Annotated in this window: 19 protein-coding genes; 12 read left to right on the top strand and 7 right to left on the bottom strand. The window is 53.0% G+C overall.

The genetic code is table 11. The annotated features are described in order from the left end of the window. The first annotated feature begins 101 nt into the window (after positions 1–101). The 3 genes from HN413_14920 (at position 102) to HN413_14930 (ending at position 4,326) form a co-directional block, all read left to right on the top strand. Positions 102–875 (top strand): enoyl-CoA hydratase, encoded by a 774-nt coding sequence (locus HN413_14920; protein ID MBT3391688.1) that lies wholly within the window; start codon positions 102–104, stop codon positions 873–875. Continuing rightward, positions 876–1,667 (top strand): AAC(3) family N-acetyltransferase, encoded by a 792-nt coding sequence (locus HN413_14925; protein ID MBT3391689.1) that lies wholly within the window; start codon positions 876–878, stop codon positions 1,665–1,667. Positions 1,668–1,839: 172 nt separating this feature from the next. Continuing rightward, positions 1,840–4,326, top strand: a complete 2,487-nt coding sequence (locus HN413_14930) for an AAA domain-containing protein (GenBank protein MBT3391690.1) — start codon at positions 1,840–1,842, stop codon at positions 4,324–4,326. Between the two features lie 100 nt (positions 4,327–4,426). On the opposite strand, the gene HN413_14935 is transcribed toward HN413_14930, so the two are convergent. The 4 genes from HN413_14935 to HN413_14950 all read right to left on the bottom strand — a co-directional run bounded on the left by HN413_14935 (position 4,427) and on the right by HN413_14950 (position 9,324). Then, positions 4,427–5,350, bottom strand: a complete 924-nt coding sequence (locus tag HN413_14935; protein MBT3391691.1) for a hypothetical protein — start codon at positions 5,348–5,350, stop codon at positions 4,427–4,429. A gap of 132 nt (positions 5,351–5,482) precedes the next feature. Continuing rightward, on the bottom strand, positions 5,483–7,594 hold the full coding sequence (locus HN413_14940; protein MBT3391692.1) for an ABC transporter permease subunit: 2,112 nt from the start codon (positions 7,592–7,594) through the stop codon (positions 5,483–5,485). Positions 7,595–7,596: 2 nt separating this feature from the next. Continuing rightward, positions 7,597–8,613 carry a glycine betaine/L-proline ABC transporter ATP-binding protein gene (locus tag HN413_14945; protein ID MBT3391693.1) on the bottom strand — a complete coding sequence of 339 codons (1,017 nt, stop codon included), beginning with the start codon at positions 8,611–8,613 and terminating at the stop codon, positions 7,597–7,599. Positions 8,614–8,754: 141 nt separating this feature from the next. Next, positions 8,755–9,324, bottom strand: a complete 570-nt coding sequence (locus tag HN413_14950; GenBank protein MBT3391694.1) for a TetR/AcrR family transcriptional regulator — start codon at positions 9,322–9,324, stop codon at positions 8,755–8,757. Positions 9,325–9,739: 415 nt separating this feature from the next. Here HN413_14950 and betA point away from each other — a divergent pair, with 415 nt between their 5' ends. From betA to HN413_14980, 6 genes are all read left to right on the top strand, one after another. Further along, on the top strand, positions 9,740–11,392 hold the full coding sequence (gene betA / locus HN413_14955; GenBank protein ID MBT3391695.1) for a choline dehydrogenase: 1,653 nt from the start codon (positions 9,740–9,742) through the stop codon (positions 11,390–11,392). Positions 11,393–11,670: 278 nt separating this feature from the next. Further along, positions 11,671–11,835 carry a SelT/SelW/SelH family protein gene (locus tag HN413_14960; GenBank protein ID MBT3391696.1) on the top strand — a complete coding sequence of 55 codons (165 nt, stop codon included), beginning with the start codon at positions 11,671–11,673 and terminating at the stop codon, positions 11,833–11,835. A gap of 78 nt (positions 11,836–11,913) precedes the next feature. Continuing rightward, entirely contained in the window at positions 11,914–12,915 is a 1,002-nt protein-coding gene (trpS, locus tag HN413_14965) for a tryptophan--tRNA ligase (GenBank protein ID MBT3391697.1), read from the top strand. Positions 12,916–12,955: 40 nt separating this feature from the next. After that, the gene (locus HN413_14970; GenBank protein ID MBT3391698.1) at positions 12,956–13,585 is read left to right on the top strand and encodes a hypothetical protein; all 630 of its coding nucleotides are present in this window, start codon (positions 12,956–12,958) and stop codon (positions 13,583–13,585) included. A 40-nt stretch (positions 13,586–13,625) separates the two neighbouring features. Next, entirely contained in the window at positions 13,626–14,063 is a 438-nt protein-coding gene (locus tag HN413_14975; GenBank protein ID MBT3391699.1) for a D-tyrosyl-tRNA(Tyr) deacylase, read from the top strand. 5 nt (positions 14,064–14,068) lie between these two features. Beyond that, positions 14,069–15,424: an MFS transporter gene (locus HN413_14980; GenBank protein MBT3391700.1), complete on the top strand. Its 1,356-nt coding sequence runs from the start codon at positions 14,069–14,071 to the stop codon at positions 15,422–15,424. Between the two features lie 124 nt (positions 15,425–15,548). Here HN413_14980 and HN413_14985 read toward each other — a convergent pair whose 3' ends face one another. Together HN413_14985 and HN413_14990 are read right to left on the bottom strand one after the other, a co-directional pair. Continuing rightward, a complete protein-coding gene (locus tag HN413_14985; GenBank protein MBT3391701.1) occupies positions 15,549–16,205 on the bottom strand; it encodes a response regulator transcription factor in 657 nt (218 codons plus the stop codon). Continuing rightward, entirely contained in the window at positions 16,198–17,454 is a 1,257-nt protein-coding gene (locus HN413_14990) for a sensor histidine kinase (GenBank protein ID MBT3391702.1), read from the bottom strand. Before HN413_14990 ends, HN413_14985 begins: the two co-directional genes overlap by 8 nt. A 206-nt stretch (positions 17,455–17,660) precedes the next feature. Here HN413_14990 and HN413_14995 point away from each other — a divergent pair, with 206 nt between their 5' ends. From HN413_14995 to HN413_15005, 3 genes are read left to right on the top strand one after another with little or no spacing between them, the layout of a single operon-like run. After that, entirely contained in the window at positions 17,661–18,605 is a 945-nt protein-coding gene (locus tag HN413_14995; GenBank protein ID MBT3391703.1) for an ABC transporter ATP-binding protein, read from the top strand. Between the two features lie 21 nt (positions 18,606–18,626). After that, entirely contained in the window at positions 18,627–19,940 is a 1,314-nt protein-coding gene (locus HN413_15000) for an ABC transporter permease (protein MBT3391704.1), read from the top strand. 9 nt (positions 19,941–19,949) lie between these two features. Next, entirely contained in the window at positions 19,950–21,173 is a 1,224-nt protein-coding gene (locus tag HN413_15005; protein ID MBT3391705.1) for an ABC transporter permease, read from the top strand. 57 nt (positions 21,174–21,230) lie between these two features. Here HN413_15005 and HN413_15010 read toward each other — a convergent pair whose 3' ends face one another. Continuing rightward, positions 21,231–26,846: an aminotransferase class I/II-fold pyridoxal phosphate-dependent enzyme gene (locus tag HN413_15010; protein ID MBT3391706.1), complete on the bottom strand. Its 5,616-nt coding sequence runs from the start codon at positions 26,844–26,846 to the stop codon at positions 21,231–21,233. Between the last annotated feature and the right edge of the window lie 20 nt (positions 26,847–26,866).

A 26,866-nucleotide genomic window follows, 5' to 3' on the forward strand; every position in this document is an offset into this window, starting at 1 on the left:
CTAAGACACGAAGTCACCAAGATAAACCAAAATTTATCCATTCGAGTCTTTGAGGCTTGGTGGTAATTTTTCTTTGTGCAGCAGGCACTTTAGGAGTCACCATGTCCTACGAAACTATCCTCATCGAAACTCGCGAACGCGTTGGCCTCATCCGCCTGAACCGGCCCAAAGCCCTGAACGCCCTCAATAAAACCCTGCTCATCGAGCTAATATCCGCGTTGGAAGTTTTCGACGCCGACGAAAATATCGGCGCAATGGTCATCACAGGCAGCGAAAAAGCCTTTGCCGCGGGAGCCGACATCAAAGAGATGGCCAATGCCTCGGCGGTGGAAATGCTTAACAGCAATTTTATTCCCACGTTTGACCGCATCCGGGCGATCAAAAAACCAGTTATCGCCGCGGTGGCGGGCTGGGCGTTGGGCGGGGGCAGCGAACTTGCACTTTCATGCGATATGATTATCGCCGCCGAAAACGCCAAGTTCGGGCAGCCAGAAATTAATATCGGCGTGATCCCCGGGGCCGGGGGCACACAGCGCCTGGCAAAAGCCGTTGGGAAAGCGCTGGCGATGGAAATGGTACTCAATAACCGTACACTCAGCGCCGCCGAAGCTTTGCACTATGGTATTGTCAACCACGTGGTACCGCCCGAACGCTGCTTGGAAGAAGCTCTGCAACTGGCCGCCGAAATTGCCGCCCGCGCCCCGCTGGCTGTACAACTCGGTAAAGAAGCCGTCAATCAGGCTTTTGAAACCTCACTCACTGAAGGGCTGGCGGATGAACGCCGCGCCTTCACGCTGCTCTTCGCCACTGCAGACCAGAAAGAAGGCATGGCTGCCTTCATCGAAAAACGCCCGCCAGAGTGGACAGGGCAGTAAATGATTACTTTTCGAGAATTCGTCACTGCTCTACGCCAACTGGGTTTGAATGGCACTCAACCCATCATCGCGCACGCCTCGCTTTCGGCGTTTGGACCCGTGAAAGGCGGCGCGGATACGTTAGTCGGAGCGATGCTAGCAACCAGCGCGGGGGTGATGATGCCGACCTTCACCTATAAAACCATGCTGACTCCCCCCGATGGGCCGCCGAATAATGGCATCACCTATGGCAGCGAGGGCGACCAAAATCAGATGGCAGAATTCTTCCACCCAGAGATGCCCGCCGATACGCTGATGGGCGTTGTGGCTGAAACCCTGCGCCAACATCCCCAGGCGCAACGCTCAATTCACCCAATTTATTCCTTTGCGGGGATTCATCTCGAGGAGGCCATCCACACCCAAACATTGGCCGACCCCTTCGCACCGATCGAGTGGCTGACTGATTCTCAGGGCGTGGTGCTGCTCCTGGGGGTAGATCACACTGCCAATACGAGTATCCACTTTGCAGAACAACGCGCCGGGCGCAGACAATTCCTCCGTTGGGCACTCACCTCACAGGGCATCGTCGAATGTCCTGCCTGGCCGGGGTGTTCCTTCGGATTCAATGCCATCACCCCCTGGCTGGAATCCTATACCCGCGAAACTAACCTGGGAAATGCACTCATCCAGTTGATTCCCCTGTCCATGCTGGTTCGAACAACGGAGCGCATCATCGCCACTGATCCAAACGCATTGCTCTGCGAACTCGAAGATTGTGAACGCTGTCAGGCTGTGCGCGCAAACCACGTCTAATAGATTTCATACACATTTCTAATGCCGGGCTGAGATTTGGAATGCCGCCGAATGTTATAATTTTTTCACCACAAAGGCACCAAGCCACAAAGAACAACTCTTTTAAATTCTTCGTGTCTTCGTGGTAAGTTTCCCTGCTATTTACAGAAGTACCCCAAAGGAACTCACCATGATGCGATTTGATCGCTTTACCGAGCGGGCACAAGAAGCTGCTCAACGAGCCGCCGAAATCATCCAGCGCTACGGACATAACCAGATTGACACCGAACACATTTTGCTGGCGCTGATCGAGCAGCCAGAGGGTCTGGTGCCCCAAATTCTTGAGATTCTCAAAATTGATTCACCACAACTCACCGACCGGCTGGATTATGTGCTGCGCACCAGTCCCAAAGCCAATATTTTTGGCGGCGGCGCGGGGCAAATTTTCATCACACCGCGCGTCAAACGCATTGTGGATCTCGCCAATCAGGAAGCCAATCGCCTGAAAGACGAATATATTTCCACCGAACATCTCTTTTTAGCGATTCTGAGCGAACGCAACACCCCCGCGGGGCGCATGCTCGATGGCGCGGGGGTTACCAAAGAACGCACCATGGAAGCTATTCAACAGATGCGCGGCGGTCAGCGGGTAACCGATCCGAAATCCGAACAGCGCTACAAAGTATTGGAAAAATATTCCCGCGATTTAACGACCATGGCCCGCGAGGGCAAACTCGACCCGGTTATTGGGCGCGACAACGAGATTATGCGCGTGATCCAGATTCTCTCGCGGCGCACAAAAAACAACCCGGTGCTGATCGGCGAAGCCGGCGTCGGCAAAACTGCTATCGTTGAAGGGCTGGCTCAAAAAATTGCTACAAATGATGTGCCTGAAATTCTTTCGGGCAAAAAAGTGGTCTCGCTCGATTTGGGCGCGATGGTGGCCGGATCGCGCTTCCGCGGCGAATTCGAAGAACGCCTCAAGGCCGCCATCGAAGATATTCAGCGCGCCGAGGGGGAAATCATCCTGTTCATTGACGAGTTGCACACCGTAGTCGGCGCGGGATCGGCTGGCGGCACGCTGGATGCCTCCAACATGCTCAAACCAGCGCTGGCGCGCGGCGAGTTGCAATGTGTCGGTGCGACCACCCTGGATGAATATCACAAATATATCGAAAAAGATTCGGCCCTTGAGCGGCGTTTTGCCCCCGTTTATGTGGACGAACCCAGCGTTGAAGATACCATTCTGATGCTACATGGCCTGCGCGACCGCTATGAAGCGCATCACAAAGTCAGCTTTTCCGATGAAGCCCTGGTCGCCGCGGCGCGCCTCTCAACGCGCTACGTCGCCGACCGTCGCCTCCCCGACAAAGCTATCGACCTGATGGATGAAGCCGCCGCCAAACTGCGCGTGGCGCTCTACTCTCTGCCACCTGAACTCAAGGCCAAGAAAACTGAAATTGACCGTCTAATGGTCGAAGAAGAACAAGCCGGGCTCGAACGCGATTACGAGCGCGCCGCTGAAAAGAAAACCGAGCGCGCCCGGTTAGAAGAAGAATTCAAAACCGAGCGTGAACAATGGGAGAGCGAGCACGAGCTTGACGAAGTCGTTGACGAAGATGATGTCGCCGAAGTTGTCTCCCAATGGACGGGCATCCCGGTTAATCAAATGCTCGAAACCGAATCCGAGCGCCTGCTCGAAATGGAAGTACGTTTGCACGAACGTGTCATCGGGCAAAAAGACGCCATTCATGCCATCTCCGACGCCATCCGGCGGGCGCGCTCCGGGATGAAAGACCCCAAACGCCCCATCGGTTCGTTCATTTTTATTGGGCCTTCGGGTGTGGGCAAAACCGAACTTGCCAAAGCCCTGGCCGAATTTATGTTCGACGACGAAGAAGCCTTGGTGCGCATTGATATGAGCGAATACCGTGAACAACACACCGTCTCGCGGCTCTTTGGCGCGCCTCCCGGCTATGTGGGCTACGAAGAAGGCGGCCAGCTCACCGAGGCCGTGCGCCGCCGCCCCTACCGCGTGATACTCTTTGACGAAATCGAAAAAGCGCACCCCGAGGTCTGGAATGCGCTGTTACAAATTTTCGATGATGGTCGCCTCACCGATGGGCAGGGCAACCTGGTTGATTTCCGCAACACTGTCCTCATCATGACCAGCAACCTGGGCACCGAATACGTGCGCTCGTCGGGCAGTCTGGGCTTCTTACGCGATGCAGGCGATTCGCGCGAGCGCGAGTCGCACGCCAAAATCCAGTCGGAACTCAAGAAAACCTTCCGCCCCGAATTTCTTAACCGCATCGATGAAATCATCACCTTCTCACCGCTTTCGCTGGAAGAAATGGTAGAAATTGTGGGACTGCAAATGAATGAGGTCGAGGAACGCCTGAGTGAACTGGGCATCAAAGTGGAACTGACGGACGCGGCCCGCAGGTGGCTCGCCGAAATTGGCTTTGATCCCGATTTTGGGGCGCGCCCGTTAAAACGTGCCCTGCAGAAATTTATCGAAAGCCCACTCTCGGTAAAGCTACTCGGCAACGAAATCGCAAAAGGCTGCACCGTGAAAGTAGATGTGAATCCTGAGGATAAACAAAGCCTAAGCTTCGAGATCGACAACCCCCCCATAGCTCCTGAAGCTATCGAAAAAGAAGAAAATATCAGCGCCTAGTCTGCCCTCTCCCAATGGGTTAGGGTCAGCCAAACAAAAACAGGGTGCGAGTCGGCATGAGCCAACTCGCACCCTGTTTTCTATTTCGGAAAAATACTCTTTAGGGCAGCCAAGCCTTCCAGACATCTTCGTGGGCGTCCACCCAGGCCTGAGCGGCTTCTTCCACAGTCTTACCATCGTTGAGCATAGCCAGCATCTCAATTTGGGCATCACTGCCGTAGCTCATATTGGCAAGGAAGGTATACACAGCGGCGTCTTTGTCTTTTAACCCTGCGCTGAAGATTTTCATCAAATTATCTTTGGGGTAAGCGCAATCCACCATCGCCGGATCAGCGTAGCACTCATCGCTATACGCGGGCAATTCTACCTGAGTCAGGTCAAACTGCTGGAAGATAGCGTGCGGCGAATAGAAGTAGAACAATACTGGTTCTTCGCGGCTATACGCAGAAGAAACTTCGGCCAGCAATGCATCTTCGGAGCCTGTCCACACGACCTGGAAGGGTAAACCCAGGTTGGCAATGATCTGCTCATCGTACTGCACCCAGCTCGGGTCTGCGCCCAGGAAGCGCCCCAAATCACCGGTTTCAGCCGAAGCAAAATCAGCCGCTGCGTCAGCATAGCCTTCCCAGGTCGCCAAAGCCGGATTAGCTTCGATCACGTAGGAGGGCACGAACCAGCCAATCTCGCCGACTGGGCCAAGCAGACCGCCATTCTCTACGGTGCCGAGGTTGTCAATATACTCGGCGATGCGCTCACCATGACCCGAAGGCCATACTTCGAGATTGGCATCGGCATCACCAGCGGAGAGCGCGTCCCATTGGGCGTTCTCGTCCAGAGCAATGATTTCTACCGGGTTGCCAAGCTCTTTCTCAACGATAATCTTGGCGACAGCTGCGTTCAGCTCTGAAGCAGGCCACGGATTTTCGATCATCGTGATGGTTGCTTTTTCTCCACCGCTGCTACAAGCAACAGCAAATACAGCCACCAGGAGGAGCAAGAAAACTACGGTTAACTTTCGAAACATGTTTTTTCTCCTTTAGATTGATAACAGGGCTTGCGCATTTTATTGAAAAAGTACGCAGTCCTGCTTATAAATCGAGAAAGCTTTCGGCCTAAGCGTTCTTCACGCCCAGGCAGGCGCATCCTCGATGACCACCTAATTTAAATTCGCGGCCTGGCTGGCCTTACGCGCAAACTGCTGCGTAATCCGGTCAATCACAATCGCACAGAGCACAATTGCCAGGCCAGCTTCCACGCTGCGTCCGAGGTTATCGTTGGCAAAACCCTGATAGACCTCCAAACCCAGGCCGGTTGCCCCCACCAAACCGGCAATAATCACCATCGCCAGCACCATCATAATGGTTTGGTTGATCCCCAGCATAATGGCCGGCAGCGCCAGTGGAATTTCGATCTTCAACAGGGTTTGCAGCCAGGTTGAGCCAAAGGCCTGCGCCGACTCTTTGAGCGCCACATCCACGCTGCGGATTCCGGCATTTGTCAGGCGGATGACCGGCACAGCGGCATATAACACCGAAGCAATCAGCCCGGCCACGCTGCCCGTGCCAAAGAGCATAATCACCGGGACGAGATAGACAAAAATGGGGATGGTTTGCAGAAAATCCAGCACCGGACGAATCATCTGATCGGCGCGATCGCTCTTGGATGACCAGATTCCCAAAGGAATTCCCAACCCTACGCAGATTACCCCGGCAACCAGCGTTTGCCCCAGCGTGTCCATAGTAAACGGCCACATTCCGATCAACCCGATGGATAAAACCAACACCAGGACAGAGAGCATCAGCCGCCATCCGCTGGCCGCAAAAGCCGCATACACAAATACAAAAGCCACAACCGTCCAGGGCACCTGATCAGTGAGGAATGTGCGCAGCGGCTTGAAAACATAGATAATTAGAAAATCGCGCAACGGGCCGGTGCCAATGCCGGAATCACCAATATTATACAAATTAACCTGCATCCACTGCACCATCGCATCAACGGGCTGACTAATATCAAAATGCAACGCTTTGGGAAAAGACTGCACTCCCGCCAACAAAAAGAGCGCGGTTGCCAACACAAAGAAAAACAGAATAGTGATCCATTCGGCGCGGCCAGACAGCCAACGGACTTTCGGGCCAAAGGTTTTTTCCAGGCGTTTTTCCAAACTCGCCGCCACCGCAGCACCCAGCGCATATACTCGTTGAATACCTGCTTCGATCCATACAACAAGTTTGTTCCCGCGTAATTTTTCGCTAAACAAGCGAAAACCGCGGAACTGCTCTACGCTGTGGCGTTCAATTTGCGCCAGAGCCGCGCTCAGGCGGTCGAGCAGCACAGCCATAAAGACAATCGCCAATCCGGCTTCCAATGCCGAACCCACCCGCAGGCGGCGCAACGCTTTCAGCACAACTTCGCCCAAGCCACCCGCGCCAATCAACGCCGCGATCACCACAATACTCAATGCCATCATGATTGTTTGATTCACGCCGACCATAATTGTGGGCAACGCCAGAGGGAGTTGGACCTTGCGCAGCACTTGTTTTTCAGTGGAACCGAAAGCATCGGCGGCCTCAATCATCTCATCAGATACCGAACGCAGCCCGAGGCTGGTGAGGCGGATCGCGGGGGGCAGCGCATAAATAACGGTGGCGATAATACTGGGCACGCGCGCCACCCCGAAGAACAGCAACACCGGAATGAGATAAACAAACGCTGGCATGGTTTGCATGGCATCCAGAATGGGGCGAAAAATTTTCTCCACCAGATCGTTGCGCGCCGACCAAATTCCCAAAGGAATTCCTAACGCCAAAGAGAAGATGACTGCCGTGACCATCAGCGCCAGCGTTTGCAGGCTCTCTTCCCACAAACCGAACATGCCCATCGGCAACAGGCAGGCCACCATGAGGAATGCCAAGCGTAAACCACGAATACGCTCGGCAAAAATGAAAACGGCGAAAATCACTACCGGCCAGGGCAGCCATAAAAGAAAATTTTCAATGCGGCGCAGGGTGAAATCGATCACTGCGCTCAACGGTTCAAAGAAAAATGCAAACATCCAGTGGCTATTGCGATTGACAACCACCCAACGCTTGAACTCATTGAGCACCTCACGCAGACCGAAATTCCAGTGTTCGGGGAAAATATCCAGTGCGCTGAGTTTTTGACTCAGCAACAACAAAACCACAATCCCCCCAGCGAACAAACCCCAACTCAGGAGTGAGTGAAGACGTGCTGGCAATCGATTGTGCTGCGAGAGCGTTGTTTGCGCCATAATCAGGACTCTGCCAGAGCCATCAACACCGTGTGCCGATCCAGCACACCGATGATTTCGTCGGCAGCATTGACCACCGGGAAAAGTGCATCCGTGGCGCTGATGCGCGGGATTAAGGCTTCAATGGTGGTATTGTATAAAACCGCCTCGCCAGAAAGGGCATTTTTGCCATCATGCGACAGCATAATCGTTTCGGCGGTGAGTACTTTCGTGCGCGGCACATCTTGAGTAAACTCGCGCACATATTCATCCACAGGATGAGCCACAATTTGCTGCGCGGTGCCCACCTGAACGATAGCGCCGTCTTTCATAATCGCAATCCGGTCGCCCAATTTAATGGCTTCATGAAAATCATGCGTGATGAACAGAATCGTTTTGTGGAGTTCTTGCTGCAAGTTGAGGAGTTCATCTTGCATATCGCGGCGAATCAACGGATCGAGGGCGCTAAAGGGTTCGTCACACAGCATAATTTCAGGGTCCACCGCCAGGGCGCGCGCCAACCCCACCCTTTGCTGCATCCCCCCGCTGAGTTCGTGCGGATAACGATCTTCCCAGCCATCCAGCCCGACAAGTTGCAAAATCTCATAGGCTTTCAAGCGCCGCTCACTGACAGCCATTCCACGCACTTCAAGCCCGTAGGCCACATTATCCACCACCCGCCGGTGCGGAAACAGACCAAAACGCTGAAAGACCATGCTGACCGTATGCCGCCGCAACTGGCGCAGGTCGTCCGCGTTCATGGCGGTGACATCCACATCGTCGATCAGCACCTGGCCCACGGTTGGCTCGATCAGACGCGAGAGGCAGCGCACCAAAGTCGATTTGCCGCTGCCCGACAACCCCATAACAACAAAAATTTCGCCCCTGGCAACCTCCAGCGAAACATCGCGCACAGCGACAACATGCCCGGTTTGGCTGAGTATCTCGCTGCGCGAGGCAGCCTGATCCATTGTATCGTACACATATTTTGGATTCGGGCCAAAGATTTTCCAAATATTACGAAGTTGAACAGTGCTCATAAGCTGGTAATCCTAATTCGTAACGGCTCAGGCTAACACCCCTGTAGGGGTACAGGCGCCTTCACAGAGAGAATTCCGAAAAAAAGGTGGGGAGTCACGATTTATCATTCAATCAGGTTTGCAGGTACGAAAGTTGTGATACTAATCGGGAATATTTTCCTTATGGGTTAAATCGAGAATCATGGCAACAATTTTGTCGCGCCGTTCAACATCCGGCGGCGCATAGCGGTGCATTTCGGCAAACCACAGGCCATCGACAGCAAAGCGCACCAACATTGCCCAATCCGAATCCAGGCGGCAGGCGTCGATGCGCTTTTGCCAGGAAATATATTTATCACGCATAAGCCTGTGGGCGCTGGCATAGCGTTCTTCGGCAGCAAACAGGCTGGCATACAGGCTGACATTATCGGGATCGGACATTTGCTCAATCGAGGCTTTGGCATAGGCGCGCAGCCAGGCCCCGGGTTTGTCGCCTTCTTGTTCGGCTAATTCTTGTAAACGTTCTTCAAATTCATTATTATGGTATTCAAAAAGTCCTTCGACAAGGGCGGTCTTTGTGGGGAAATGGTACAGCAAGCCCCCTTTGCTCAAACCGGCCTCATCAGCGACAGCTTCCAGCGTCAAGTTTGCAAGACCTTCGTGTTGCAAGATACGGCTGCAAGCCTTGAAAATTTTCCGGCGGGTCTGAGATGCGGTCCGGTTTCTACGCACAAGTAACTCCAATCAACTTCTGCCGATCTGGAATATATTTTTAGCGATATTTTCCATAATCATAACAGCTTTCACCGCTAAACTATAGGAAATCGCTAAAAGAATTCCACGAAAACCCCAATAGTTTGTGAAATTTTCTACGATATGGGCATTGACTTAACTAAATAATTGCGTCTACAATAGACACTATACCATCTGGACGGTATAGTTGTCAATTCTAGTAGGCTTATGCAATCCGCTGAAAATTCCCACGCGGTGAAAGCCTTACTCATGAAGAGGCAAAACCCTGAAAATTCCGTAATTCCTCAGCGGGGGTAGGAATTTCCCCCTTCGAGGCGGGTTTTGCTACATCACGGAACCCACGCAACGATCTGCGGGGTATTCTGCAAAGCAGAATAAAGAGAGGCAGGCACAAATGACAAATTCGAAGCAATATGACACCATTATTGTCGGCGGTGGTTCGGCGGGGTGTGTTTTAGCCAATCGCCTGAGTGCAGACAAAAACAACGCTGTACTGGTATTGGAGGCCGGACGCCCTGATTCCTGGTGGGATCTTTTTATTCAGATGCCCGCAGCGCTGACCTACCCCATCGGCAGCAAGCATTACGACTGGTGTTACGAATCGGAGCCGGAACCGTTTATGCACAACCGGCGCATTTATCAGGGACGCGGCAAAATTCTGGGGGGATCCAGCAGCATTAACGGGATGATCTTCCAGCGCGCCAACCCGATGGATTACGAACGCTGGGCAGCTGATCCGGGTATGGAGGGGTGGGACTATGCCCATTGTTTGCCTTATTTCCAGCGCATGGAAAATTCGCTGGCTGGGGGCGATGAGAAATTCCGCGGTTTCGATGGCCCATTGGTGCTGGAACGCGGCCCGGCGACCAACCCGCTCTTTACGGCTTTCTTCGAAGCTGTGCAACAGGCCGGGTATCCGCTGACCGATGATGTCAACGGGTATAAACAGGAAGGCTTTGCACCCTTTGACCGCAATATCCGCAAGGGACGCCGCATGAGCGCCTCGCGGACCTATTTGCACCCCGTTATGGATCGCCCCAACCTGGAGGTGCGCACGCGCACCCTGGTGACCAGGATTCTCTTTGAGGGTAAACGTGCCGTCGGGGTGGAGGTATCCACACGGGGCAAGAAATCCGAAAAAATCTACGGGAAAGATATTATTCTCAGCGGCGGGGCAATCAATTCGCCGCAACTGCTGCAACTCTCCGGGGTGGGCAATGCCGCCGAGTTGGCAGCTCTGGGAATTCCAGTCGTGCATGATCTACCGGGCGTGGGCGAAAATTTACAGGATCACTTGGAAGTATATGTGCAGTTTTCCTGCAAACAGCCCGTTTCGGTGTATCCGGCGCTGAAGTGGTATAACAAACCCTGGGTGGGTTTGCAATGGCTGCTTTTCAAGAAAGGCCCGGCGGCCAGCAACCACTTTGAAGGCGGTGGATTTGCGCGCAGCAATGAAGCTGTGGAGTATCCCAATTTGATGTTCCACTTCTTGCCGGTGGCGATCCGTTATGATGGCACATCGCCCAGCGGCGGACACGGGTATCAGGTGCATGTGGGCCCCATGTATTCGGATGCGCGCGGCTCGATCAAGATCAAATCGACAGACCCAACCGAGTATCCAGCGTTGCGGTTCAATTATCTTTCTACAGATCAGGATCGGCGCGAGTGGGTTGAAGCCATTCATGTAGCGCGTAATATTCTCAACCAGCCTGCTTTCGAGCCTTATAACGCCGGCGAAGTTTCCCCCGGCCCATCGGTGAAAACGGATGAAGAGATTCTGGCCTGGGTCGGCCGCGATGGCGAGACGGCTTATCACCCCTCCTGTACCTGCAAAATGGGTACGGACGCGATGGCGGTGGTAGACCCGAATACGATGCGCGTGCATGGCGTGGAGGGGTTACGCGTGGTGGATTCTTCGGTGCTGCCTTACGTGCCCAATGCCAACAACTACGCCCCTACAATGATGCTGGCGGAGAAAGCCGCCGATCTGATTTTGGAAAATACGCCGCTGGTCGCCGATGTAGATTTTTACCGGCATAAGAAGTAACCGCAGCTTCCGCTCCGAAAAGATCGATATTTTGAAGTGTGCAGGCCAAGACCCCTGCGCACTTCTTTTTTTATCGGCACTCGGGTTTCCCACTGGTATAAAGACCTTATGCGCCCCGGATACTGGATTAAACCCCTCCGAATTAGAGAGCGCTTATGATATACTCAAGCGCACTTGTTCGTTCCCAATCGATAAACCCAGTGAGTCTACTCGTCCAAATGGAAATCAAAATTATCTATTGCGCCGTTTGACAATATACACCCAGAGCCATCAGTCTGATGGCCGCGCTCTTGCGACAATTTGAAGCGGATATTCAGGCGATTACGCTTGTGCCGTCCGATTCGGGGAAATTTGAGGTCAGCGTAGATGGACGTTTGATTTTCTCGAAACTAAAAAACGGACGGCACACCGATCCGGATGAAATTATCGCAATGATTAAATAGAAATATACTACTCAGGCTATTTCGCATTTTTCGGCATCCCTCATGAGTTGTACACAAAAATCTGATTAAGGAGTTTGAATGACAGCAGCAAAGAAACACAAAGGGCGCGTATTTTCTGGCGCGCGCCCAACGGGACGACAGCATTTGGGGAATTATCTTGGCGCGATCAAGAATTATGTCGCCCTGCAAGATTTATATGAAGAAGCCATCTACTGCATTGTGGATATTCACGCGCTAACAACAGTCGAAACCACTCAAAATCTGAAGCAGAATACCTACGAAATGGCGCTCGACTGGCTGGCCGCAGGGCTGTCGCCAGAAAAGAGCATGATCTTTGTGCAATCGCATATCCCCGAAGTCGTTGAACTGAGTACATTCTTTTCAATGGTCACACCCCTGGGCAAGTTGACCGATCTACCCACCTTCAAGGAGAAAATCCGCCAGCAGCCGCATAATATCAACTATGGGCTGGTTGGGTATCCGGTTTTAATGGCCGCAGATATTGCATTATACAAAGCGGTGGCTGTCCCCGTGGGGATTGATCAAGCCCCCCATATCGAGTTCACGCGCGAGGTCGTGCGCTCGTTCAATTACCGTTACCAGACGAAGGTGCTGGTTGAGCCGCAAATGAAGGCTACCCAAATCCCCAAGGTCATGGGCATTGACGGCCTGAACAAGATGAGCAAGAGTCTCGATAACCATATCGAGTTGGCGGCCACCCCCGAAGAAACACAAAAACGCGTCATGCAAATGGTCACCGATCCGCAACGGGCGCGCCGCACTGACCCCGGCAACCCGGATATATGCAATGTTTTCACCATGCACAAAATTTTCTCTACCGATGAAGACGTGCAGATGATCAATACCGAGTGCCGTCAGGCTGGAATTGGCTGCGTGGATTGCAAAAAGATTTTCGCCAAAAATCTAAACGAACATCTGGAGCCTTTCCGCACTCGCAGGGCCGAACTTGACCAGACTCCCGATCAGGTTTGGGAGGTTCTGCTGGATGGCGGTCAGCGTGCGCGAAAGATTGCCCAACAAACCATTGCCGAAGTGAAAGAGGCGATCGGCCTGCCATAAAATTTTCTCTCCCTATTTACTTCCCAAATTGGAGGCACAGATGGAACCTTTTACCAACTTTCTCACGATTTTAGCCCAGGCGCTGCTCGTTATTGCCATTCCCATTCTGGTTGCGGCTGCATTCCAGTGGACGCGCGAAAGAACCGCCATGATCCGGCAAAATCTCTCCGATGAGCACTTATCGCTGATCGAAAAGGGCATTACCCTGGCTGTGAAAGCCGCCGAACAGGCTGGTTTTTCCGGCATTCTCAAAAGTGGCTCGGAGAAGAAACAATACGCCATTGATGCAGTACAACGCTATTTAGACCGCGCCGGTGTGGAGATTGAGGTGGACGAAATTGCTACGCTGATCGAATCTGAGGTCAATTCACAATTCTCAAACTATGCTCCACCGGTGGATACCCCCGAAACTCGCAGCGCGTTAATTGACAAAGCCGTTGAGACGGCGGTGCTGGCTGCCGAACAAAGCGGCGCCAAGAATGCGGCCATTGATATCGCCACCGGCGCAGCGCTCTCGAAGAAAGACTATGCCACAGATATAGCCGCAAAATATCTCGCAGAACACGGCCTGAAGGTTGATCCAAGCCTGGTGGATGGCATGATCGAAGCCCAGATCATGAAATTGAAACTCAAAGCGCTGGAGTGGAAAGCAACCGGCGGCAACCCGTAGTCAGTATCCGTTAATCTGCAAAAAATATTAGGAACGGACCATGCGAGTTTTATTGCAGCGCGTCAATCACGGACGGGTGTCTGTGGAGGGGCGCGTGATTGCTGAAATCAAATCTGGACTGGTGCTCTTGTTGGGCATCAGTCCGGATGATGGGGATGAACAGATAAACTATCTCACCCGGAAAATTGCCAATTTGCGCATCTTTGAAGATGAAGATGGAAAGCTGAACCGCTCGATCCTGGAAATGGGTGGGGAAGCGTTGGTCATCTCTCAGTTTACGCTCTATGCGGATACCCGCAAAGGGCGCAGGCCATCCTTCACAGATGCAGCCCGCCCCGAGGACGCGCACCCGTTGGTGGCGCGCTTCGTCGAGCGTCTCACTGCCGAGGGCGTTCCGACCCAAACCGGCGAGTTCGGCGCACACATGCTGGTCGAAATTCACAACGACGGCCCCGTAACCATCTGGATGGAAAAATAAAAAATATGGAAACGCATACCAAAAACGCAGCTACTGCCAGCCCCGAAGAAAAACTGGATTTCAAGAAAATCCTGCCCGTTTTCGTCATTGTACTGATCGACCTGCTGGGCTTGACGATTATCATCCCCCTATTGCCGCTTTACGCGGCTTCGTACGGCGCCAATGCTTTTGTGATTGGGGCGCTGGGAGCAGCCTACCCGGTGATGCAGTTTCTCGGCGCGCCGCTGTTGGGCCGTCTCTCCGACCGCTTTGGCCGCCGCCCGGTGCTGATTGTCAGCCAGATCGGCACATTGATCGGCTTCATCGTGTTGGGTATTGCCAACACGCTCTGGCTGCTGTTTATCTCCCGGATTATCGATGGCATCTCGGGCGCCAATATCGCCACCGCACAAGCCGTCATCACAGACAACACCACCGAAAAAACGCGCACCCAGGGTCTGGGGCTGATCGGCGCCGCCTTTGGGTTGGGATTTATCGTAGGGCCAATCATCGCCTTTTTAACCCTGGCGTTCAGCGATAATAACTACCATCTCGTAGCTTATGTGGCCGCGGGGTTTTCGTTGATTTCCATCTTGCTGACCTACTTCTGGTTGGAAGAATCGTATCCTCCGGAAAAACGCGGGCAAAAGGACGCCAAAACCGGTGTCGGTTTAAAGGCCATGCTCAATGCTCTGAAAAAACCGCAAATCGGCCTGCTGCTAGCCTTGATGTTTTTCCAACAATTCGCCTTTGGCGGTTTCGAACAACTGCTTTCGCTCTTTACACTCAACCGCCTGGGCATGAACGCCTCCAGCAATGCCGGGTTATTTGTGTATGTGGGGATCATCGTTGTGGCCGTGCAAGGTTATTTTGTCGGCAAGTGGAGCCGCAAATTTGGCGACCGTTGGCTGGTGCGGATGGGATTGCTGGCGCTCGGGATCGGGTTATTATTTGCCGCGCTGACCCCCGCTCGGCCTGTGCCCTGGTATTCCCGCGCTGATGTAACCGCCGAACTCAGTGGGGAAGTCGCACATCCGGGTGAAACGCCGCCTGTAGAAGATATTCAAATTGACCTCCCTGATGACACTAACACAGGCTGGATCGGGTTGGTCTGGCTGGGCGCGGCAATGATTCCGGCAGCGATTGGTGGTGGTATTTTACAGCCATCCATCAATAGCATGATTACACAGCATGTTGCCCCGAATGAAATCGGCGGCACGCTGGGGATCTCGGCGGCCTTTCTCAGCGGAGCCAATGCTATCACGCCGCTGGTCATGGGCGCATTCTTCGAGTGGATGGGGTCGTCGGCGCCATTTTTAATTGGCAGCGCGATCCTTTTGGTTTTATGGATGATTGCCCAAAGAACCATCGTAAAAGAGTAATCGTAAAGGAGATTCCTCGCTGCGCTCGCTACGCTCGGAATGACAAGGTTGCCTATACGGTTCAAACTTCAACTGACGACTACACTATTTCTTGTTTTTTGATCTTTTATGACCTTTTAATTCTTCATTCACGCCCCAAGATCCCGCGTTGCATGGCTGCGGATACGGCGGCAGCGCGGGAATCAACCCCCAATTTGCTATAAATATTGGATAGGTGCGCCTTGACGGTGCGCTCGGTAATCCCCAAAGCATAGGCAATTTCCTTGCTGCGATCGCCCCGCGCCACCGCGTTGAGTACTTCCAATTCGCGGTCGGTTAGATCATTCATATCCGCAACGGGTGGCTGTTGGGCGGGAGCTTTGGGCGGGGAAAGCAATTGCTCCAAAATCTCTGGTTGTAATAGGGTTTCGCCGCGCGCCGCCGCCCGGATGGTGTTGAAGAGAGTTTGGCGGTCGGTGTCTTTGAGCAAATAACCGCGCGCGCCAGCTTTCAGTCCGCGGCGCATGAGGTCATCTTCCTTGAAGGTCGTCAGGATCACAATCGCAATCTGGAGCTGCTGCCGGTGCAAAATTTCGATAGCAGTCAGGCCATCCATGCGGGGCATACGCAAATCCATCAGAATCACATCGGGTCGCAGTTCGGCGGCCAATTCTACGGCCTGGGCACCATCACTGGCCTCACCGACCAACTCGAAGCCGTCTTCGGTTTCCAGGATCAGGCGCAGGCCCTCGCGTACAATCAGATGGTCGTCGGCAATTAATATGCGGATGGCTTCAGTCATCGGCAGGTCTCAGGGGTAATGTGAGTCGCAGGGTTGTCCCCCGGGCTGGGAAACTCTCAATGTTCAACACGCCTCCCGAAATCCGCGCCCGTTCACGCATCCCCAACAGGCCGTAATGCCCCGCTTGACCAAGCGCATCTTCGGGATTGAATCCAGCCCCATTATCGCGAATTAAAATATCCAAATGCTGCTCGTCACAAGTCAGGGTGACTTCTACATGCGTGGCCGCGGCATGACGGGCAATATTGGTCAGCCCTTCGGAAATGGCACGCCGCGCGTTTTCAGCAGTTTGTGGTGAGAGTGCGTCAGGCTCACAAAGTTCCAGTGAGCAATCGATATTCGTGGAAGCGGTGAAACGCTCGATTTCTTCTCGCACAGCCTGGCCAAGATCGGCGGGGTTTTGGGTGGCGCGCAAATTATCAATTGCCCCCCGGGCATCGGTGAGCGTGATGCGCGCCCGGCTCATGGCCTGCTGTACAATGTCATGCGCTTTTTCGGCGCGCCCGCGGTCCAAATGCGAATCGGCGGCTTCAAGCTGCAAAATCAGGCCCGCCAACCCCTGGGCGAGGGTATCGTGTAATTCGCGGGCCATGCGCTGGCGCTCGGTGGTGAGGGTAAGCGATTCGACCTGTGCCGCGTATTCGGCAAGCCGCTGATGAGCTTCTTCCAACTCGGTCAATAAAGTTTGTGCCTGCTCGCGTGCCTGAACCTGCCCGGTAAACATGAATACATATAACCAGACAAAAACAGCAATCGGCAGCGCGGTGACCATCCATTCCCAGGCCTGCGTCATGTTATTCACAATCAGATAGCTCAAAAAAGAAGCCAGTAAAAAGATCAGGCCATATAAAATAGATTGTTTTGAACGCCGGAACATACCCAAGATTTCACCCAACAACGGGGCAAATAAACCATAGGATAAACCAATACTATCGGCAACAAGCACCAATGCGAAAGCAATGCCGCTTTGAATAAGTACATAGGGCAGCGTGAGCACTACTTTGTAGGTGAGATGTGGGGAAAGCCAGTGTAAAATGCCGTGCAAAAGCATCAAACCTGTGAAAAGCGCCAATCGCCCGGGTTTATGCAATTCGGGAGAATAATACACCGTGAAGATATATTGGATGATGATTCCCCCAAGCAAAAACCAATAAAAGGGGCGGACTTCTCGCATGGCTTGCTGGTATTCATCAGGGGGTGCGGCAGACAAGCTGGCACGGAATTGGTCGAGCAGTTGGGCGCGTTTCATAGTAATGGAATTGTACACTATCCTGGCTGTCGGGCTATTGTACAGGCGTACATTGTACGAAAAGACAGGCTGAAAGAATAGAAACGTCCGATGTCGGAATGCAATCGCTGCGCTAAACTATTTATATACGCCAAGGCAGCACGGAGCACACAGAGAAATTAGAGAAAGTAGCAATGAAACTCGGCGCAGCCATAAAAGGAGTCATCATGACCAAGTCCATCGCCATCCACACCCACGACCTTCACAAAGATTTCGGTGAAGTCTATGCCGTCAAGGGTGTAGAACTTGAAATCCAACGAGGGGAAGTTTTTAGTTTACTAGGCCCCAACGGAGCCGGAAAAAGCACTACAATCTCGATGATCTCCGGGCTGCTCAAACCCACCCGGGGCGACGCGACGATCCTGGGAAATTCGATCACCAAAAATCCGCAGGCCGCCAAAGCGTTGATCGGCGTTGTGCCGCAGGAAATTGCTCTCTACGGCGATCTGACGGCGCGCGAAAATCTGCTCTTTTGGGGCAAGATGTACGGTCTGCGCGGTACGGCGCTCAAGCAACGCGTGGATGAAATCCTTGAGATCATCGGCTTGACGGATCGCCAAAAAAGCCGCGTCGAGAAGTTCTCTGGCGGGATGAAGCGCCGCCTGAATATTGGCATTGCCCTGCTGCACAAACCCGATATTGTGATCATGGACGAACCGACCGTGGGCATTGACCCCCAAAGCCGCCGCAATATTCTCGAATCGGTGCTGGAACTCAACCGCCTGGGCATGACCGTACTCTACACCACCCACTATATGGAAGAAGCCCAGGAGCTTTCGGACCATATTGCCATCATGGATCACGGCGAGATTATCGCCAGCGGCACGCATGACGAGTTAGTGCGGATTGTGGGCGAATTGGATCGCATTGAACTGTCGATCAACGCCGAAGCCGCCCGCGTCATGGATGCCTGGCAGCGCATTCCTGGTGTGGAGAATATCGCCCCCGAAAATGGGCAACTGCACCTGCTGGTGGATGATTCGAATACGGTACTCCCATTACTGTTTGAAACCGCAGCAAAAGCCAATGTGCGCATCACATCCGTGGAAGTTCAGGAGCCCAATCTGGAGACAATGTTTCTACATCTAACGGGCAGGGCGTTGAGAGACTGACGCGATACAAGGAGATTCTCAATGATAAAAGTGCTCGATATCGCCCTCAAAGATATGACTCAATCCTTTCGCAGCCTGATCGCGATTTTATTTATGTTCGGCGTACCCCTGCTGATGACGGCCATGTTCTCGCTGATGTTTGGCAATGCCAATGCGGAAGATGAGGCCTTCGTACTGCCGATTACGCAGGTGATTCTGGTTAATCAGGATCGCGGCAACTTTGGGGGTTTTGCCGAAATAGGCGCGCCAGAAGGAAATTCAGTTTCGTCGATGGGCGGCCTGCTAACCATGCTGCTGGAGTCGGAGAATTTTACTGATCTGCTGCAAATTGCCCACATGAATGATCCCCAGGCTGCCCGCGCCGCGGTAGATGCGCAAGAAGCCGGCCTGGCTATTATCCTGCCCGCCGATTTAACGGACACCTACATGGCCGCCAGTGGCAGCGCGGAGGTTGAAATCTATCAGGACCCGGCGCTGACGGTTGGCCCGGCGATCATCCGCGGCATCGTCAGCCAAATGCTGGATAATTTCTCGGCTTCCAAAATCGGCCTGAACGTCGCCATCGAGCAGTATGCGCGGACCAACGGCGGGGTGGATGAAGCCCAAATCCAGGCACTCATCGGGCAATATTTCGAGAGCGCAGCCGCCCATGAAAATTCAGCAACCAACAATCTCGACGCCTATCTCGAAATTCGTGCCCCGCAAAGTGAAACTGCTACCGATACGCAGTCGGTTAGCATGATTGCCATGTTGATGACTGGTATGACGATCTTCTACGTCTTCTTTACCGGCCCCAGCACAACCCAATCGATTCTGCGCGAAGAAGAACGCGGCACACTGCAACGTCTGTTCGTCACACCGACCCCCACAACCACCATCTTGAGCGGAAAATTTCTAGCCACGCTCCTGACAATTGCCGTGCAATTCACGGTTTTATTGCTCTCCGGCTATCTGATCTTCAAGATTCAATGGGGCGATCTTCTCTCGGTCATTTTGCTGTGCGCGGGCATTACGCTGGCGGCTTCGGCCTTTGGCGTTTTCCTGATCTCATGGATGAAAAGCGAACGTCAGGCCGGGTTCATGCTCGGCGGGTTAGTAACCATCACCGGCATGGCGGGCATGATGCCGATTTTCGTACTGGGAATTCCCAATCCACCCGCCTTCATCAAAATCGTTTCGCTGTGTACGCCCCAGGGTTGGGCCGTGGATGGCTTGCAAAACCTGATGAACGGCAGCTCCCTTGCAGCCGTACTGCCCAATATCCTGGTGCTGCTGATCTGGGCTGTTGTATTTTTCTTCATCGGAAGTATCCGTTTCCGCAACCGTTACAGCTAGGAGTACACCATGCGTATTTTATATCTCGCTCTCAAGGACTTGCTTCAAATTTTTCGGGACTGGAAATCTTTCCTGTTCCTGTTAATCATGCCCATGCTCTTTACGCTGGTGTTCGGCTTTGCCTTTGGCGGTTTTGGCGGCGGCGAATCAGAAAGCGACCCGCGCCTGCCGGTCGGCATCATCGATAACGACCAACAATTTATCAGTCAGGCGCTGATCGACCTGCTCGATACGTCATCGGAAATCCGCCCCATTGGTATTGATGATGCCACCCTTGCAGAAATCGAAATAATGGTCACAGATGACGAACTCGCCGCGGCGATCATCATTCCAAGCGGGTACAGTGAAACCCTCACAGCGGGGGAAAAAATCCACCTGACGACCATCCTAAAAACCGAGACCACCGGCGGGATTACTGCTCAAAATGGGATTCAGACCGCGGTCAATCGTCTCATGGCTGCCATCCAGGCCGCCGAATTCAGCGCCAGCGTTCAGAATCAGGCCGCCGTATTCGAAAATGATTCTCAACGGCTAATGTTTTTCAAGCAAAGTTTCGAGCAGGCGCTGGCACAATGGGAGCAGCCTCCCTTCTCGGTAATTGCCACGCAGCCTAGCACACCAACTGACCAAGCCGAATCCGAAAACGCCTTCACGCATTCATCACCGGGCATGATGGTGCAATTCGCCATCGCCGGGCTGATCGGTGCTGCCGAAGTTTTAGTGCTGGAACGAAAATCGGGCGCGCTGCAACGCTTGCTAACTACGGCCATCTCTAAAACCGAGATTTTGCTGGGGCATTTTCTCGCCATGTTTATGATGATCTTTGCTCAATTTGCGATACTGATTAGTTTTGCACAAATTTTTCTGGATGTTCCCTACTTCAAAGCTCCCCTGGCCACATTGCTCGTCACGCTGGCTACCACGCTGTTTGCCGCCAGCATGGGGTTGTTGATCGGCACTATCGCCAAAACGCCCGAGCAGGCGGTGGTTTACTCGCTGATCCCCATGTTCATTCTTTCCGGGTTGGGCGGCGCCTGGGTTCCGTTAGAGTTCACCAGTGAAGCCTTCCAAACTATCGGGCATTTCACCCCCGTTGCCTGGGCGCTGGATGGCTTTCAGAATATTATTATGCGCGGCCTGGGGCTGGAATCGGTGCTGTTGCCTGCAACCGTCTTGTTGGGCTTCGCTGGGATGTGTTTTGGGCTGGCGGCGTGGCGATTTAATTTTGAGTAGCCCCCACCCCTAACCCCACCCCCAAATTGTTTGCGGCGGCTTCACTGTTTTTTACAATTAGCCATTCTCGCCAGCCAGTCGGGCAATTTGAAGCGTGCAGTAGCGCACCATATCTTGCTTCTCTGGGGGGAGGGCGCTCTCTTCAATCTGGGCGATGCGTTCAACATCGTTCATCGCCCGGATGATGCTGACGGGTACTTCGATATCCCCTTCGGTGAATGAACTCAAGTATTCAATAGCGCCAATCAGGAAGTGGCGCATGTCGTCGTCGGCGCGCGCTGTGCGGAAGAATCCTGCCAGGGCTGGAGAAAGTTTGGTGTCACGCGCCAACATAAGGGGCGCATCCAATGCTCGTGATGTTGAGAAGGCATACAACGCGGTCGCCAATTCCGCAAAGCTTTGCACCCATTGATAGATCGATTCGCCCATCACATCCCAAATCATCGAACGCCAGTGTGCAATCTGCGTAGGTTGATCGAGCAATTGGGCCACTTCAGCCTGCCATGTATCCGAAACGCGCCCGGAGATGGGCTGCATGAAGGTGTCCAGATCAGTATTGAAGAGATTTTCCTGCAATAGCACTGCCAGGTCGGGTCGCAGGGTGGGCAGCAGATGCGGAATAAAGACATCATTGACAAAGAAATCGTTGACATCTACGCCGTGCCGTCGCAAAAGTTCCTGTTGGAACAAGGGTAAATAGTGATTCATTGCATCGCTATCTTCACGCAACGCCACAAAAGCCGAATTGCCCGCTGGGAAAGCAGTTTCAATATGACTAAGGTACTCACCACGCCAGTCCTGGTAAATGCGCAGGGTATTCAAAATTTCGTAAACCGGCAAATAAGGCAACAACCGTTCAGCAACCATGCGCTCACGCTCGGCTTCGGCAAAGTTCTTGCGAGCAAAGCGTTCTAATGAGCGAAATAGGCCGGTGGTGAGTTGGTTGATGCCCAGCACAACGGTTTGCGATTTATTATGCGAAATGGCGCGCAACAAACTGCCTTTTTTCGCCAAGGGGATGATCTCGGCGATATTTGCCAAAATCTGCTGTCCGCGATCTGTCCCCGTTCCGGATTTTCTTCTGGAAGTCGGACGGTCGCGCAGTTGCGGCATGGAACGGCCGATGAAATATGAAATGACGTGAATCCCAATCACGTCCTCATCGCGGCCGTAAGAGATATGGCGGAAATTCTCTGTTAATTCTGTCAGGAAACCTTCCATCAGGGCTTCCCTCATCCCAATGGTCAGACGTTCCAACTCGTGCAAGCTACGGCTTTGCGCTCCCAGGCGGCTTTCCGCAATCGTTTCCGCGGCGCGGATCAAATTTTCACGGTGACGGTGCTGTGCTTCCCGAATGTGATATTGCAAACCGACAAAATCGCGCACCCGCAAAAAACGTAGATGCTCAGAGATATTGCTCTGATACGTGCGTAAATCACCGCCCAGGAAAACGCCCTGCAACGGCGTAACGGCATACGCCGTGCTTTTACGTGCTGCTGCAGGTAAATTTGCCGCAAAACGACGGCGATCATTTTCAGTATTGCCAAAAGCAAGTTTACCGGCAACACTTGAATAATAGCCGCCCTGACGCTGCATTGACTCACCACTGCCCAATTTGATGCGCACCGCATCTACTACGCCGTGTTCGGCCAGCCATGAATGTGTATCGTACTTGGCCTGACGATATAAATGCGCGGCATTGGCCTGGCTGACCTGCTGACTTAAATCCGAACCCGCAATGAAAACTTCAGAAATAATTTCTTTAAAGCGCGCTTGTGATGCCTGCCCCGTATGTCGGCTCTGGGTCGCATAGTCCCACACCCGGTCGAGATACGAGCGAATATTGCTGACCGTATCAATATCTTCAAATAAAGGGATCAACCAAACGGGCGGAAGCTCCGCTGGGGAAAGATCGCGGCGCATTTGTTCGGCTTGAATGCGCATCTTGCGGTCAAGCGAAATTAACGCTTCTGGCTTTGACGACAAACTGATTTGCAATCCCAGCGTCATCCCAGGGTTGCCGTATTTCCCGGCGATGGTATTGATTTCGTAGATATTATAGGCCGTGGTATCAATAGCAAACGGATCGCGCGCCGTAATCAACCCCTGATTGATGCGCGGCGTCAGTACCATGCGCTGCAAAATATCGCGATAGCCCAACACTTCACGGAGCAACGGTTCCGCGGCACGGTTGTTCTGAATTTCAGGGATCAGGGCGTATAACTGCTTGCGCAGCGCTTTATTGAGTGAAAAATAAAACTCCATTGTTTCGCGGCGCTGCTGGCGCAGTTCAAACATTTTATGCTCGTAACGGTCATTATGCTGCCAAAGTACACGCGCCGGATCGCGGCGGAGATGCAGACGCGTTGCCCAGCGCTGCAAGGTTGTTGATTCCACCGAAAACGGCAAAATACCACGATAACGCTGTTCCAATTGATGCGTCAGGGTTGTAATTTCGTTTAGGAGCCTGGTAAAACGCTGGTTATGTTGTGACAAATCGGCAAGTTCGGCTTTTAGTGCGGGTTTGATCCGCACATGTGGATCGGCCTGTTGCAGCGTATTCAGGATGCGCATCATGCGGCGCACATTTTCCATGACGACGGCCGACACCAGGCGATGTCCTTGCCCAGATGGACGGTTGCTGCCATCCCAATCGCTCCAAAATGACAAGAATGGGGACAAAGCCACATCGGAAAACAACCCGGCAAATTCTTCGCCGACAATCAGCGTGTTGAGATCGAGCAAGATTTCATCTACTTCTTGCTGCGAGTTAATAGCTACGTTCAGCCCGATATATTCCTTGAGCAATTCCTGTGCGGCTTGTTCAATCTGTGCATTTGTGATCGGCCTCCCGGCGATCAGGGCGTTGACGACCGCATCCAGCGCCATTTCAGCCTGTAACGAATAGGATTGCGTAGGGTGAACAGTGCGATCATAGGTACGCAACCTGAATTGTTCTTGCCGCCGCTGAAGCGAATCTTTCATAAATTCCCGCTCCAGACGCTCGACCAGCCACCGGCCACTATCACTTGCTTTACGCATTAGTTCGTCATAGATTGCCACACGATCCAATAAACGGTTCCCGAACACGTCCAGACGTTCGGGAATATACGATTGCAAAAACTCCCTTTGCAACTGTTGGGTATCTAACGGGCGCAGGGTCATCAACCGCTGAGACGAGCGGCTATTTTCGCAAGTTTGGAACAGGCGTTTCCCAAAGGCTTCCCATGCTCGTGAAAGATCGAGTGAACGGCTGCGACCGCGCGCAGAAACCTTGAAGATCACTTGCTTGCGGTTATAACGCGCGTCTTCTTCGGCAATCAGGCGATTGAGATCAATTAACAAACGACGGGTTTTACCGAGCAATACATCGGCATTATCTTTGCCCCCCAGCGTCAGGCGGAAGGTTGCCCGGCCCGTTTCAAAGCCCTTTTCGGTACGAGCAAATGTAGAGAGTGGCAACATCCCGATGCCGCTACGCGCCAAAGATGAAGCCAACCAAGATAGAGATAGCCCCGCAGGTAAGCGATTTACCCGTAAGAGGGGATACAAACTCCCCGTGGGGGGGATGATTTTCAGCCCAAAGGGGTTACGGTCCGAGGGTAAGTTCTTCGCAGCTCGAAGAAGAGCCTGCGTCCGCTCGTAGAGAATCGAGTTGCGCAGATGCCAAAAAGCGCGCGTGGCCTGCGTTGAACTGCGATAAAACAAATAGCTGATGAAAATAGCGGCAATATTGGGCCGGATGTGGGAATTGAGCGCGTTAAAACGCTCGCGGATCTGCCGGTCACGAATTTCGACGACCGCTAGTCTGGCCCCGGCGTAACTATCCGTCTTCGACATGGAATGCACCGAGATCACGCGATCAGCCTGCGCTGCTGTGATCGCCCCATGTCGTACCAGTTCGGCAGCAATCTGGCGAACGGTCTTAATTTCCGGCAATTCGCACACCGGAGCAACATTCTGGTAGGCCAGATCATCAACCACATAGATATTATTTCGCAGGCAATACGTGACCAATCGGCGGGTGTCAGTATCATCGAAGATTTGGCCGGTGGCGTTATGCGGATTATTAACCGCTACCGCGCCGCGCTGCAGCCAGGATGCATCTTCCTGACAGAGTTGCTCTATTTTTTGGATGATGCCGTCTACATCCAACCCCAAAGATTCCGACAATGGCACGGGGTAGGTTTTGACAAAGCACTGTTCGTAAGACCAACTCAGGTCGGGAATTACCACTTCTGAGACACCACAATGAAAGCCCAGAATGCTCAAAGCGGTGCGCGATGATCCGCTAACCACGGAGCAGGCTTCGGGCTGATATTGCGGCTGATGTTTGATAAAGGCGGCCAAAAAACTACGCTGCAAGGCATTGATCCATGCGGGGTGGTGTGCGTTGAGAACGAGTGCATCGAGCAGTTCATCAGTTTTTAGTTCGGTGAACTCATCGAAGATGTACCCCTTCCACGCATGCTGAATCCTGCCAGCCAGTACAGCCGCTTTTTCTTCTACCGCCCTCAGGGATTTGGCTAATGTTTGGGCACGCCGATCCACTAATTTTTCCAGGCGCTGTTCCGCCCGTTCCGCCAAATCGGGTAAAACCGTCTCCGCTGTAATTCCTAATCCTAATCCTTCAAAAGCTGGTTTTGCATAAGGTACATCATCTGGAATTTTTGCCTGAAGTGTTGCCAGATTTTGTGTGAGCAAAAAGTCGAGAAATTCGGCTTCAGCCGCGGAGGGGGTGCCCTTAAGATTGAAATGCACGTTTTCGATGACACTCAGAAAATCGGCGTTCCCAACGATGAATACAGTAGGCAAACTGTGCAACCGTTTCGCAAATACGGCAGGGGTCAGCAGGCGGATAACTCGCTGCACAAGTTTGGCTTCACGCGCCAAAGAGAGATGGTTGGGCGCGTTGTTGGCCTCGATAAAAAACAGAAGCTTTTCAATGCTCAGCAGGCGCAACTTGCGCCGCGTAACTTCATCGAGCAGGCCGCCAATCAGCATAAAGGTCGGCATGTTGAGCTGATCGTTAAAGGACTGCTCGATTTGCACCAGGGCTGTTTGCTCGTCGTCGGCCAGATCATCAAAAAGCAGATTGGGGATCGTCTTTAGCTGGGGCTGGAGTTCGCACTGATAGCTGATGATACGCGCCGGGGTGAACTCCAAATAAGACGACAAGGCAAACAAGATGATGCGCAGCATTTCGTGATTGCCGCCCATGCCAATAATAATTTCACGTTTGCCCGATTTTTCGCCCGTGTCGTAATCGATCGGCTCCTGCTGATTTTCCAGCCAGGCGCGGAAGGCGTCAATGAGGGCGTGGGGCTTCTTGCGCGAATATCCACCCCGGGGCATATATGGCGCACTTTTCTGAATTGTGCGAATCAAAAATTCAAGTTTTGGCTTGTCTTCGGCCTTCCAACCAAGATATTCTAAAATTGCGTCGGGGTCGGCGTCGTGCAGCTCTTCGCGATGAATATCGATGCCCAGTGCCGTGCGCAAATAAGCCGATGATATGCTCACATCCTGCACCGGGTTCCCGATGTGGAAATTAACGCGCTCTTCATCGGGAACTGGCGCCGCGGCAGTAGATTCGCTGATCTCCGAAACGCGTGCCACGCGGATCGGCTTGAGGCGAAAACTGGCCTGAGGGTCAAATGGATGGGCTTTCATTACAATGGGCTTCCAAGGGG

Source organism: Chloroflexota bacterium (assembly GCA_018648225.1).
Classification (GTDB): domain Bacteria; phylum Chloroflexota; class Anaerolineae; order Anaerolineales; family UBA11858; genus NIOZ-UU35.

Bases quoted from the DNA above. Each gene is read 5' to 3' on its own strand.
- HN413_14960 (MBT3391696.1), top strand. From the start codon at position 11,671: ATGGCCGCGCTCTTGCGACAATTTGAAGCGGATATTCAGGCGATTACG.
- HN413_14985 (MBT3391701.1), bottom strand. From the start codon at position 16,205: ATGACTGAAGCCATCCGCATATTAATTGCCGACGACCATCTGATTGTA.
- HN413_14930 (MBT3391690.1), top strand. From the start codon at position 1,840: ATGCGATTTGATCGCTTTACCGAGCGGGCACAAGAAGCTGCTCAACGA.
- HN413_15000 (MBT3391704.1), top strand. From the start codon at position 18,627: ATGATAAAAGTGCTCGATATCGCCCTCAAAGATATGACTCAATCCTTT.
- HN413_15005 (MBT3391705.1), top strand. From the start codon at position 19,950: ATGCGTATTTTATATCTCGCTCTCAAGGACTTGCTTCAAATTTTTCGG.
- HN413_14970 (MBT3391698.1), top strand. From the start codon at position 12,956: ATGGAACCTTTTACCAACTTTCTCACGATTTTAGCCCAGGCGCTGCTC.
- HN413_14995 (MBT3391703.1), top strand. From the start codon at position 17,661: ATGACCAAGTCCATCGCCATCCACACCCACGACCTTCACAAAGATTTC.
- HN413_15010 (MBT3391706.1), bottom strand. From the start codon at position 26,846: ATGAAAGCCCATCCATTTGACCCTCAGGCCAGTTTTCGCCTCAAGCCG.
- HN413_14980 (MBT3391700.1), top strand. From the start codon at position 14,069: ATGGAAACGCATACCAAAAACGCAGCTACTGCCAGCCCCGAAGAAAAA.
- betA (MBT3391695.1), top strand. From the start codon at position 9,740: ATGACAAATTCGAAGCAATATGACACCATTATTGTCGGCGGTGGTTCG.
- HN413_14935 (MBT3391691.1), bottom strand. From the start codon at position 5,350: ATGTTTCGAAAGTTAACCGTAGTTTTCTTGCTCCTCCTGGTGGCTGTA.
- HN413_14990 (MBT3391702.1), bottom strand. From the start codon at position 17,454: ATGAAACGCGCCCAACTGCTCGACCAATTCCGTGCCAGCTTGTCTGCC.
- trpS (MBT3391697.1), top strand. From the start codon at position 11,914: ATGACAGCAGCAAAGAAACACAAAGGGCGCGTATTTTCTGGCGCGCGC.
- HN413_14945 (MBT3391693.1), bottom strand. From the start codon at position 8,613: ATGAGCACTGTTCAACTTCGTAATATTTGGAAAATCTTTGGCCCGAAT.
- HN413_14940 (MBT3391692.1), bottom strand. From the start codon at position 7,594: ATGGCGCAAACAACGCTCTCGCAGCACAATCGATTGCCAGCACGTCTT.
- HN413_14925 (MBT3391689.1), top strand. From the start codon at position 876: ATGATTACTTTTCGAGAATTCGTCACTGCTCTACGCCAACTGGGTTTG.
- HN413_14975 (MBT3391699.1), top strand. From the start codon at position 13,626: ATGCGAGTTTTATTGCAGCGCGTCAATCACGGACGGGTGTCTGTGGAG.
- HN413_14920 (MBT3391688.1), top strand. From the start codon at position 102: ATGTCCTACGAAACTATCCTCATCGAAACTCGCGAACGCGTTGGCCTC.